The 11,005-nt window shown below is 65.4% G+C and carries 13 protein-coding genes; 5 read left to right on the forward strand and 8 right to left on the reverse strand.

Annotation, left to right across the window (positions count from 1 at the left end; all coding sequences use genetic code 11):
• Positions 1-81 precede the first annotated feature (81 nt).
• Complete coding sequence (locus ASU23_RS14310) at positions 82-1,350, forward strand: geranylgeranyl reductase family protein (RefSeq protein WP_058038141.1); 1,269 nt, start codon at positions 82-84, stop codon at positions 1,348-1,350.
• Between the two features lie 55 nt (positions 1,351-1,405).
• Here the strand turns inward: ASU23_RS14310 and ASU23_RS14315 are convergent, their stop codons facing one another.
• From ASU23_RS14315 to menD, 4 genes are all read right to left on the reverse strand, one after another.
• Positions 1,406-2,104: a demethylmenaquinone methyltransferase gene (locus tag ASU23_RS14315; protein ID WP_047268903.1), complete on the reverse strand. Its 699-nt coding sequence runs from the start codon at positions 2,102-2,104 to the stop codon at positions 1,406-1,408.
• Positions 2,105-2,141: 37 nt separating this feature from the next.
• On the reverse strand, positions 2,142-3,287 hold the full coding sequence (locus ASU23_RS14320) for a glycosyltransferase family 1 protein (RefSeq protein ID WP_216637125.1): 1,146 nt from the start codon (positions 3,285-3,287) through the stop codon (positions 2,142-2,144).
• Between the two features lie 68 nt (positions 3,288-3,355).
• A complete protein-coding gene (locus ASU23_RS14325) occupies positions 3,356-3,799 on the reverse strand; it encodes a DUF3592 domain-containing protein (protein ID WP_007728471.1) in 444 nt (147 codons plus the stop codon).
• Entirely contained in the window at positions 3,796-5,409 is a 1,614-nt protein-coding gene (menD, locus tag ASU23_RS14330; protein ID WP_058038142.1) for a 2-succinyl-5-enolpyruvyl-6-hydroxy-3-cyclohexene-1-carboxylic-acid synthase, read from the reverse strand. The genes ASU23_RS14325 and menD overlap by 4 nt, the downstream gene beginning before the upstream one ends.
• A gap of 68 nt (positions 5,410-5,477) precedes the next feature.
• Between menD and ASU23_RS14335 the strand changes: the two genes are divergently transcribed.
• A complete protein-coding gene (locus tag ASU23_RS14335; protein ID WP_058038179.1) occupies positions 5,478-6,080 on the forward strand; it encodes a flavin reductase family protein in 603 nt (200 codons plus the stop codon).
• Between the two features lie 58 nt (positions 6,081-6,138).
• A complete protein-coding gene (locus ASU23_RS14340; protein WP_042453072.1) occupies positions 6,139-6,966 on the forward strand; it encodes a siderophore-interacting protein in 828 nt (275 codons plus the stop codon).
• Between the two features lie 66 nt (positions 6,967-7,032).
• On the opposite strand, the gene ASU23_RS14345 is transcribed toward ASU23_RS14340, so the two are convergent.
• From ASU23_RS14345 to ASU23_RS14355, 3 genes are read right to left on the reverse strand one after another with little or no spacing between them, the layout of a single operon-like run.
• Complete coding sequence (locus ASU23_RS14345; protein WP_003941973.1) at positions 7,033-7,479, reverse strand: hypothetical protein; 447 nt, start codon at positions 7,477-7,479, stop codon at positions 7,033-7,035.
• 48 nt (positions 7,480-7,527) lie between these two features.
• A complete protein-coding gene (locus ASU23_RS14350) occupies positions 7,528-8,523 on the reverse strand; it encodes an o-succinylbenzoate synthase (RefSeq protein ID WP_058038143.1) in 996 nt (331 codons plus the stop codon).
• A gap of 1 nt (position 8,524) precedes the next feature.
• Complete coding sequence (locus ASU23_RS14355; RefSeq protein WP_058038180.1) at positions 8,525-9,169, reverse strand: PaaI family thioesterase; 645 nt, start codon at positions 9,167-9,169, stop codon at positions 8,525-8,527.
• Between the two features lie 83 nt (positions 9,170-9,252).
• On the opposite strand from ASU23_RS14355, the gene ASU23_RS14360 reads away from it, so the two are divergent.
• Together ASU23_RS14360 and ASU23_RS14365 are read left to right on the forward strand one after the other, a co-directional pair.
• Positions 9,253-10,146, forward strand: a complete 894-nt coding sequence (locus tag ASU23_RS14360) for a 1,4-dihydroxy-2-naphthoyl-CoA synthase (RefSeq protein WP_024487301.1) — start codon at positions 9,253-9,255, stop codon at positions 10,144-10,146.
• A gap of 28 nt (positions 10,147-10,174) precedes the next feature.
• Entirely contained in the window at positions 10,175-10,564 is a 390-nt protein-coding gene (locus tag ASU23_RS14365; RefSeq protein ID WP_003941917.1) for a VOC family protein, read from the forward strand.
• Between the two features lie 80 nt (positions 10,565-10,644).
• Here the strand turns inward: ASU23_RS14365 and ASU23_RS14370 are convergent, their stop codons facing one another.
• Positions 10,645-11,004, reverse strand: coding sequence for a hypothetical protein (locus tag ASU23_RS14370; protein ID WP_003942018.1), 360 nt, complete (start codon positions 11,002-11,004; stop codon positions 10,645-10,647).
• Position 11,005 lies beyond the last annotated feature (1 nt).

Here is an 11,005-nt window from a genome sequence, read left to right on the forward strand (position 1 = left end):
GCTCGGTTCCCACGGTAGTGAACCTAGCGGTTCGCACTCGGGACGGCCTCGCCACGGTGGCGATCGCGAGCCTGGGAAGATGTGAGTGTGTCCGTAGAAGAGCAGTCCCCCGTCGTCGATTCGCTTCCGAACGAAACCGACATTGTGGTCATCGGCGCAGGTCCCGCGGGTTCTTCGGCCGCGGCGTGGGCCGCCCGCAGCGGCCGAGACGTCGTGCTGGTGGACGCTGCCGTCTTCCCGCGAGACAAGACTTGTGGTGATGGACTCACTCCGCGCGCCGTGGCCGAACTGGATCTCCTCGGCCTCGGCGAGTGGGTTCGGTCACACACGACGAACAAGGGACTACGGTTGTCCGGCTTCGGACAAGAACTCGAACTCGAGTGGCCGGGGACGTCGTTCCCGCCGATCGGCAGTGCGATCCCCCGCACCGAACTCGACGACGCCATTCGCCGGTGCGCCGTCGAATCGGGCGCGGTCATGGTCGAGGGCACCAAGGCCGTCGACGTCGAACTCGACGGTGATCGAGTAGCCGCCGTCGTACTCGCCGGCCCCTCGGGACGAAGCACCCTTCGTTGTCAGACGCTGATCATCGCCGACGGCGTTCGCTCGACGCTCGGCAAGAAGCTGGGACGGCAGTGGCACCGGGACACCGCGTACGGCGTCGCGGCACGCGCGTATGTCGCGACGCCGCGCAGCGCCGACCCGTGGATCACCTCGCATCTGGAACTGCGGGACGCGGAGGGCACGTTGCAGGCGGGGTACGGCTGGATCTTCCCGCTCGGTACCGGCGAGGTGAACATCGGCGTCGGGACACTGGCGACGTCCAAGCGCCCGGCACCAGGTGCCCTGCGACCCTTGCTGGACCTCTACACCGATCAGCGCCGAAGCGAGTGGCAGTGGAGCAGCGAAATACATTCCGTCGCTTCGGCTTTGCTACCCATGGGTGGAGCCGTTTCCAACATCGCCGGACGCAACTGGGCCGTGATCGGCGACGCCGCAGCGTGCGTGAACCCGCTCAACGGTGAGGGAATCGACTACGGACTCGAAGGCGGACGTCTGGTGGTCGAACAGCTCGGCACCGACGATCTGACGGAGCTGTGGCCGACCGTGCTTCGGGAGCATTACGGGCAGGCGTTCTCGGTCGCGCGCCGGCTCGCCGGCCTGCTGACGGTTCCGCAGTTCCTGCCCGCGTCGGGTCCGATCGCGATGCGCTCACGGGCACTGATGACGGTCGCCGTTCGGGTGATGGGGAACCTCGTCACCTACGCCGACGTCGACCTGACGGCGAGGGCCTGGCGGGCGTCGGGGGCCGCGTCGAGAAAGATCGACTCCCGACCGTTGTTCGGTTGAGCAAGTGCTGTGCGCCTTTAATAACCGCCGGGGGTTGATAAAGGCGCACAGCAGTTCAGGCAGTGGCGTAATGCAGCGCCACGATGCCGCCGGTGAGGTTGCGCCACTTGACGTTCTTCCACCCGGCAGCCTCGATCTTGCGGGCCAACTCTTCCTGGGTCGGCCAGGCGCGGATCGATTCGGCGAGGTAGACGTAGGCGTCGGGGTTGCTGCTGACGCTGCGTGCGACCTGCGGGAGCGCCTTCATGAGGTATTCCATGTAGACCGTGCGGAAGGGTCCGAAAACGGGCGTCGAGAACTCGCTGACGACGAGACGTCCGCCCGGCTTGGTGACGCGGGCGATCTCACGCAGTCCGGCTTCGAAGTCGGAGACGTTGCGCAGACCGAAGGAAATCGTCGCGGCGTCGAACACGTTGTCGGCGTAGGGCAGGTACATCGCGTCACCAGCGACCATCGGGACCTTGCGCGAGATTCCAGCCTTGAGCATTCCCTTGGAGAAGTCGGTGGCGACGCACCAGGCACCGGAGCGCCCCAGTTCGACGGTCGAGACTCCGGTTCCGGCGGCGAGGTCGAGCACCTTCTCGCCCGGCTTCAGATCGAGGGCTTCGCGGGTGGCCTTGCGCCAACCCTTGTCCTGGCCGAAGGACAGCACGGTGTTGGTGAGGTCGTATCGCTCCGCGACGTCGTCGAACATCGACGCTACTTCGTGCGGTTGCTTCTCGAGAGTTGCTCGGGTTCCGTGTGTAGTGGCCACACCCGAAACGCTACCAACCCTCGAGCAGGGAGGGCGTTCAGGCTGCTCTGGCACCCGTTCGCCGCCCGAGGCCCTGCACGTCCTCGTAGTGACGGAGCAACTCTTCGCAGATTGCCGGCCAGGTCCGGTGCAGCACCGAGCGCCTCGCCGCGGAGCCGAACTGCACCCGCAGATCACGCTGACGAAGTGCGTCCACGGCGCTTGGCAGGAGTTCGGTGAACCTGTCCGTCGGCAGGAGGTAGCCGTTGCGGCAATGCGAGATCAGGTCACGTGGTCCGCCGGCGTCCGGTCCGACGACAGGCACACCGCTCGCGAGGGCTTCCTGGACCGCCTGGCAGAAGGTCTCGTGCTCGCCGGGGTGAACGAATACGTCCAGGCTCGCATAGGCGTCGGCCAGCTCGGTACCGCCCAGTTGTCCGGTGAAGATCGCGTCCGGCATCAGTCGTCGTAGGTTCTCGCGATCCGGGCCGTCTCCGACGATCACGATCTGCACGCTGGGATCGGCCGCCAGCACGGCCAGTCGCTCGACGTGCTTTTCGGGCGCGAGGCGACCGACGAAGCCGACCACCAACCGGTCGCTGTCACCGATCCAGGACCGCCGCAACACCGAGCTACGACGCGAAGGCGCGAATCGTTGCGCGTCGACGCCGCGGGCCCATCGGTGCACGCGCGGAATGCCGTGCTCTTCGAGGGCGTCGACTGCCGACGTGGAGGGCGCGAGTGTCCTGTTGCAGCTCTTGTGGATTCGACGGGTCCACGCCCATGCGGCGCGACTGGTGACGCCGAGACCGTAGCTTTCGGCAAATCCGGCGACGTCGGTCTGGTAGACCGCGACGGTCGGGATCCCGAGCCGCTTCGCGACGGCCACTCCCCCGGCGCCGAGCAGGAACGGTGACGCCAGATGGACGACGTCGGGCGCGAAGGTCCGCACGGCCGTGGTCAATCGTGGTTGCGGCAGGCCGACGGGAAGTGAACTGACTTTGGGCACCATGACGGCTGGCACCCGAACCACCTGAACGCCTTCGTGTTCGGTGGCGGCAGAGGTGTCGGATCCGACAGTGTCCGGCGCAATGACCATGGCGTCGTGGCCAGTGCGATCGAGGTGTTCGAGCACGCGTAGTACCGAGTTGGTGACGCCGTTCATGTTGGGCAGGAATGACTCCGCAACGATGGCTACTCTCACACCGAGAACGGTGACAGGGCCAGGAAAAGTCCACGTCATGTTCGTGTGAAGTTCGGGCGAAGCGCGAACTAACTCGAGGCGACCGGCGCCGAACTTGCCGCCTGCGCTTCCCGCTTACGCAGGTACCAGATCGACGGTCCAGCCAGGAGCCACGTCACGACGATCACCGATCCTGCCGGGATCAGCGCCACCGTCGCGTTGCGTCCCGCTACCCGGACCAAATCAGGGTCGGCTTTGGAGTACTCCACCTCGATGCGTTGTCCCACAGTCAGATTGGTGGGGTAGAGCACGCCGAGTTCAGGGTTGTGGTTGGCGCCGTCCGGTGTCACGAAGCTGATCGCCGAACGTAGCGAGCCTGCCGAGAGCACCTCGGCAGTTGCGGTCCCCATGTTCGATTCGATGGTCCGATCGTTGCGCCAGGCACCGAGAACCAGGATCACCGCGAGCACGGAAATGCCGACCGCAACCACCAGTACGCCGATGCGGAGACGACGCAGAACCGTTTGCGTCACAGCTGTGCCCGCACGGAAGCGTGGAGTTCGCGCAGCCCACTGCGATCCGTCGCGACCTCGAGCACACGAATGCCGTTGGCCGGTTGCGCCAGCGTCGTTGCCAGGGCGTCGACGGTGACCGCTGCGTGCGGCACGCGGTAGGCCGCGCACAGCGCAGCGAGGTCCATGCCGTGTGGTGTTCCGAACACTCGCTCGAAGACGCCGGCGTACTGCGGGTCGCCTTGTTCGAGGAGCTCGAAGATACCGCCGCCGTCGTCGTTGGCGACGACGATGGTGAGGTCGCTCGGCCTCGGCTCACCGGTCCCGATCAGCAGCCCGGAAGCGTCGTGCAGGAAGGTCAGGTCGCCCATGAGAGCGACGGTCCGGCCACCGTCGTACGCCAACGCAGCACCGACCGCCGCCGAGACGGTGCCGTCGATACCTGCGACGCCACGATTCGACAGCACCCGCACGGCGGGCTTGGGGTAGCTCACGAGTGCCGCGTCGCGAACAGGGTTGGATGCGCCGAGCAGAAGCTGGTCGCCGTCCGCGAGAGCATCCATCACAGCAGCGGCCACGTGCAGGCCGGTGGCCTTGGGGTGGGCGTCGAGTTGCTTGCGGACGGCAGTTTCGGCGTGTTCGGTCAGCGCGGCGCATCGAGCGATCCAGGCGGGATCGGGAGTCCCGGTGACCACTGCTCTGGTTCCGGTGGCGAGTACGTTGCCGGATACGTCCGGCCAGCGCGGCCCGGTAGTCAGCGCGTAGACGTCGACGCCCGGGTCGGCCAGCACCTTCGAGACCTGACGATGCAACGTCGGGCGGCCGGTGATGATCGCCTGCTTGGGCTTGAGTTGCGATAGCGCGAGTGGATGCAGTGCGATCCCGTGCATCGGAGCCGTCGGCTCGGCCACGGTCGGCAGGCCGGCCAGCTCAGGCCGAAGTGCGCTGCCGTGTCCGGAAATGACCACCGTATCTGCGGTGAGATCCAGATCGACGGGAACGTCGAGCGTCGCATTCTGGGTGGTGGTCCAGGCCGCACCGCCGGGACGGCCCTCCGGGACCGGTCCCTGCACGTGCACGTCCGGCACCAGCGGCTCACGAAGTGGAATGTCGAAATGCACCGGACCCGCATTTCCGGATCGGGTTCCGCGGGCAGCGGCGAGGACCCGGCATACCGCCGAGCGCCACTGGCTGTTCTGCGTCGAATCGTCCTCCGCCAGGCCCAGGCTGATGGTTGCGCGGACTTGACTGCCGAAGAGCCCGAGTTGCTCGACGGTCTGGTTGGCGCCGGTGCCGAGCATCTCGTACGGCCGGTTGGCGCTCAGGACCACCAGCGGCACTCGCGCGTAGTTGGCCTCGAGGACAGCAGGTCCGAGATTCGCGACGGCGGTCCCGGAAGTCATCACGATGGGGACCGGTCGTTTCCCGGCGATTGCCAGTCCGAGTGCCAGAAAGCCTGCTGTCCGCTCGTCGATCCGCATGTGCAGACGCAACCGGCCGTCGAGGTCGGCGGCCTGGAGGGCGAATGCGAGGGGCGCGTTGCGAGAGCCTGGACACAGCACGACTTCACGCACGCCACCACGAACCAGTTCGTCGACGACGGCTGTGGCTTGTGCAGTGGACGGATTCACGCCTTCAAGAGTGTCAGATGTTCGGGCGCAAGCATGCCCAGGGGCGGGGACAGCGGCATTATGTGTGGGTGCGCACACTCTTCGATCCAGCCGAGCTCGAACCCCGCCGGTTCTATCACTTACTCACCGCTTCGGTGGTCCCCCGGCCGATTGCCTGGGTGTCCACCCTGTCGGCGGACGGCGTCGGCAATCTGGCTCCGTACAGCTTTTTCACCGTGGCAAGTTCGGCGCCGCCGATCGTGCAGTTCACGTCGGTCGGACGCAAGGACAGTCTGCGCAACATCGAAGCGACCGGCGAATTCGTGATCAACCTGGCGACTGCCAGGCTTGCCGACGTGGTGAACCAGAGTTCCGCCTTCTACGACGCCGAGGCCGACGAGTTTCTCGAGTTGAACATCCGTAGCGAGCCGAGCGAGCGGGTTCGCCCCGTCCGGGTCGCCGACTCCCCGATCGCCATCGAATGCACGCTCCACCAGGTCATCGAGGTCGGCAATTCATTTGTCGTGATGGGAAATGTGGTGGCGGTCGCAGTACGTCCCGAGGCTGTCGCCGACGACGGCCTACCGGACTTCGCGGCAATCGCACCGATGAGCCGACTTGGCCGAGCGCAGTGGGGTCTTCCTCCCGAAGTCGTCGAAAAGGACAGACCCACCACTCCACAGCGACCGTAAATCAGGTTAGGGTTACCTGATTAGGTACGAGTAACAGATAATCAGGGAGCAACCAGTCATGGCCAAGCGCGCCAAGTTCGTGAAACCGGCCTCACGCAGCATCGTGTCGGCGCAGGTCGTGGCGAACAAACGAATCAGCCCCAGCTTCATCCGGGTGACCATTGCCGGCGAAGAGCTGTCCACCATCGCTCCGATGGGTGCCGATCAGTGGTTCCGCATGTTCATCCCGCAGGTCGGCCAGAGTGAACTCCGGTTGCCGAGCGCGGCCAGCAATCTCTGGTATGCGCAGTACCTGTTGATGTCCAAGGACACGCGACCCGTCGTGCGCAACTACACGATTCGCGCCTACCGTGCCGCCGGATCCGGTCTCTTCGGCGAGACCACGGAGATCGACATCGACTTCGCTTATCACGGCGACATCGGCCCGGCATCCGCGTGGGCGGACACCGCGTCGGCCGGCGACGAGGTCGCTCTCTTGGACGAAGGCTGCATCTACAACCCCACACCCGAGGCCAAGTGGCAACTGCTCGTCGGCGACGAGAGTGCACTTCCCGCGATCATCGGCATTCTGGAATCCGCGCCCGCAGACCTGCGTGCCGAGGTCTTCGTCGAGATTCCGAACATCGAAGACAAGCAAGACATTCCGGAGTTGGCGAACGTCAACGTGCATTGGCTCGTTCGCGAGGACGAACACGCGACGCCGGGTGTTCTGACCCTCGAGACCGTCCGCGCCGCCGAACTGCCCGAGGGGCCGTCGTACACCTTTGTCGCCGGCGAACAGGCACTCACCACCGGGCTGCGTCGGCACCTCGTGAACGACCGGAAGTTCGCCAAAACCGACATCACCTTCACCGGCTTCTGGCGCCACGGACATTCGGCTCACTGACAAACGCACCGAAAACGACGAGTGGCCCGAGAGAAACTCCCGGGCCACTCGTCGTTTTACGTTCGCTTATGCAGCGTGCTTCTGGATCACATCGCCCAGACGCGGCAGAGCTGCAGTCACATGCTTCTTCGCCGAACCGCGCAGCTTCGAGTACATCGACTTGACGACGGCCTTGTCGCTGCCCTCGATACGCTCGTCCGTCACCTCGAGGAGGGAATCGGCAACCGCGTCACCGCGGGCGCTGATGAAATCGGCGAAGCTGCCTTCGCCGGAAGCCGAGAATTCCTGCCAGTACGGCTCGAGCTTTGCCACGAAAGCCGGCAGAAGCGCGGTGACGGCGTCCGGCACGATGGACGGGCTCACCTTCTTGACCGCGCCGTAGCCACCCTTGAGAGCCAGCCCTGAGGCCCCCGACTTATCCGAAACCTCTGCGTCGATCAAGGTCTGCACGTCCGCGACGACCGCGGGAACCCGTGATTCCTCGAGCAGGGTTTCGTTCAGAGCTGCAACCACTTTCGATCCCTTCATTCTTCACTGATGTTCATCAGGTCGCGCCCGAGACTATACGAAATTCGGCTGGTCCCTACTGCCGAGTATCCGATGGCAGCGCCGAGCCCTCTCCAACCACCAGTCGCGCCGGTCCGCGGGCGCGGCCAGCGTCTCGAGCAGAACCGGATCAGGCTCGACGGCACCCACCGACAAAGCACCGTCGACAGCTGCCCCGGTGACCGCGACATCCCGGACGAACAGGCCGCCGGTACCGAGTCCGCAGGCAAACGGAAGGGTGGGCAAGGCTGCCGCGGCCGCCAGTCCCGCGGACATCCCCACAGCCGTGTCCAGAGCGCTCGAGACCACCACCGGCACCCCGTAGTCCGCCAGCTGCGCCGACAGCGCCACCACAGCACGCATTCCGCCCAGCGGCGGCACCTTCACGACGGCGACGTCCGCTCCCCCCGCTCGTACGACGCGCAGCGGGTCCTCGGCACGGCGAATGCTCTCGTCGGCAGCGATCCGCACACCGGTCCCCGCGGCGCGGACCCTGACCAGTTCCTCGACGCTTGCACAAGGCTGCTCGGCGTATTCGAGTTCACCGTCATCGGTGATCGCTCGCAAGGCCGTGATCGCCTCGTCCACGCTCCACCCGCCGTTGGCGTCGACGCGCACGTTCGGGATGTGCCGACGCACCTCGTTCACCCGGGCGACGTCCTGCGCCAGCGACTGTCCCTTCTCGGCGACCTTGACCTTGGCGGTCCGGGCCCCGGGGAAGCGCTCCAGCAATTCCGGAACGGCAGACGCGTCGATCGACGGCACGGTCGCGTTGACGGGAACTGCGTCACGAAGCGCAGGCGGCGGACCCAGCCACGCCGCTTCGATACCCGCGAGCAGCCACTGCGACGCCTCTTCGTCGTCGTACTCGACGAACGGGGCGAATTCTCCCCACCCGGCCGGGCCGCGAACGAGCAGGGCCTCACGAGTCGTGATGCCGCGAAAGCGAACTCGCATCGGCAGCGCGAGAACCACGGCGTCCGCGATCAGATCGTCGAACGAGGGGAACATGTCAGGGCTGTCCCGGAAGCAGTTCGATCATGAGCGCCTCACCGTCGGCGAGGAGCTTGCCGTCGAGATCGGTCAGGCGCGCGCTGACAAAAGTCTTGCGACCCTCGACCCGATCCACCTGCCCCTCGATCACCAGTTGTTGATTGAGCGGAGTGATCGCGCGGTAATTGATGTGGAGGTAGCCGGTGCGGGAGATCGGACGGCCACCCGCGTGGACCGTCATCCCGAAGACGTCGTCGAACAGCAAGGGCAGGACACCGCCGTGAGCGGCGCCGTTGCCGCCCAGGTGGTAGCGACGGAAGACGCCGGTACTGCGGACTCCTTCGGTGTCGAACTTCTCGACCATCCACGGGAGCATGAGGAGGCTGCCGCGTCCGGGCAGTTGGATGTTCGAGCCTGCGGGCGACTTGCCTTCCGGGACCTCGTACGGAGTCAACCGATCGGCAAGCTCCTCGGCTTGCGTAGCGATGTCTGCGAGTACGTCGTCGGGAACATTGGTCGAGACGGCAAGGTCCTGCAAACTGCGCATCGCTTCGACGAAGCGGCCGAAGTCCGGACCTGCGGGAGTGTGCCGGAACCGTGGAAATCCGCCCCGCTTCTCACCGTCTGTGACGATCTCCGTGCCGTCTGCGGTTTGTTCGCTCATGACCTGCACGTTAGCGCGCCCGGGAACGTGTTCTACCTCAGGTATCCGTTAGACGCGCGAGCCGTGCCTCTATCGTGGCTCAGGTGACCTTCAACCCGCAGCTCTGGCGCCCTGTCCCCGGATTCGAGAACCTCACCGACATCACCTACCACCGGCATGTCAGCCAAGGCACCGTTCGCGTCGCCTTCGACCGACCGGAAGTACGTAATGCGTTCCGCCCGCACACCGTCGACGAGTTGTACCGCGCACTCGATCACGCCCGGATGACCTCCGACGTGGGAGCGGTGCTCCTGACCGGCAACGGACCGAGCGAGAAGGACGGCGGTTGGGCGTTCTGCTCGGGCGGAGACCAGCGCATCCGTGGCCGCAGCGGCTACCAGTACGCCGAAGGTGAAACGGCGGACACCGTCGACAAAGCACGCGCCGGGCGCCTGCACATCCTCGAGGTCCAGCGCTTGATCCGCTTCATGCCGAAGGTCGTGATCTGCCTGGTCAACGGCTGGGCTGCGGGCGGCGGCCACAGCCTGCACGTGGTGTGCGACCTGACGCTCGCCAGCCGCGAGCACGCACGGTTCAAGCAGACCGACGCCGACGTCGGAAGCTTCGACGGCGGCTACGGCAGCGCCTATCTGGCAAAGATGGTGGGCCAGAAGTTCGCTCGCGAGATCTTCTTCCTGGGTGAGACGTACACCGCCGAGGAAATGCATCAGATGGGCGCGGTCAACAAGGTTGTCGACCACGCGGAACTCGAAAACGTCGCGATCGACTGGGCCGGCAAGATCAACGGCAAGTCGCCGCAGGCACAGCGGATGCTCAAGTACGCGTTCAACCTGCAGGACGACGGGTTGGTCGGCCAGCAGCTGTTCGCCGGTGAGGCAACACGTTTGGCGTACATGACCGACGAGGCCGTCGAGGGTCGTGACTCGTTCCTCGAAAAGCGTGATCCCGACTGGTCACCATATCCCTGGTATTTCTGACACAGTAGGTGCGAGAGGGAGGTCGGACGTGGAGATTCTGAGCAGTCGGACGATATTGCGCCCGAGCGAGTACGAACGAACGCTGAGCTTCTACCGAGACACCCTCGGTCTGGCGATCGCTCGTGAATATCCCGGCGGCACAGTCTTCTTCGCCGGCCAAGGGCTGATCGAAGTCGCTGCGCACGGCGGCACCGGCGAGGGCGGCTTTCGCGGCGCGATCTGGCTGCAGGTCCGGGACCTCACTGCCGTTCAGACCGAACTGGTTCTCGCCGGGGTCAAGATCGCGCGCGAGGCAAGACAGGAACCGTGGGGTCTACACGAGATGTGGATCGCCGACCCGGACGGGACACCGATCGTGATGGTGCAGATCCCGGAGGACCATCCCATCCGACGCGATTCCCGGCCACCGTCCGCGTAGTCGAGACACAGCTGTAGCCGAGCAGTGACAGATGCCCGCCACGACTTTCGTGGCGGGCATCTGTCGGTTCTTCGCAGAGATCAGTTGCGCGTGCTCAGCGCCTGAGAGATCTGATCTGTCTGTGCCTGGCCCTCGAGCAGTTGGCGAACCAACCACAGCCGCAGCACCTTTGCCACCGATGCGGCCAGGAAGAGTGCGGCACCGACCACTGTCAGGGCGAGGAAAACCACGGTGAGGATCTGGTACGACACCAGATCCCGCAGGTCCGAGAGCGTCAGCGAAGAGATGTAGACGACGAAGGCGCCGACCACTCCGACGACCATGAGCACCAGGCCCGCGATGCGCGTCGCCGCGTCGCCGCCTGCCTGCTTCTTGTCCAGCTTCAACTCTGCGATGTTCTTCTTGAATTCCTCACGGCGATCTTCGGCGAGAGTAGTCATC

Origin of the sequence: Rhodococcus sp. KB6, assembly GCF_001445685.1 — a bacterium.
Taxonomy (GTDB): domain Bacteria; phylum Actinomycetota; class Actinomycetes; order Mycobacteriales; family Mycobacteriaceae; genus Rhodococcus_F; species Rhodococcus_F qingshengii.

Bases quoted from the DNA above. Each gene is read 5' to 3' on its own strand.
- ASU23_RS14350 (WP_058038143.1), bottom strand. From the start codon at position 8,523: ATGTTCCCCTCGTTCGACGATCTGATCGCGGACGCCGTGGTTCTCGCG.
- ASU23_RS14355 (WP_058038180.1), bottom strand. From the start codon at position 9,169: ATGAGCGAACAAACCGCAGACGGCACGGAGATCGTCACAGACGGTGAG.
- ASU23_RS14340 (WP_042453072.1), top strand. From the start codon at position 6,139: ATGGCCAAGCGCGCCAAGTTCGTGAAACCGGCCTCACGCAGCATCGTG.
- ASU23_RS14370 (WP_003942018.1), bottom strand. From the start codon at position 11,004: ATGACTACTCTCGCCGAAGATCGCCGTGAGGAATTCAAGAAGAACATC.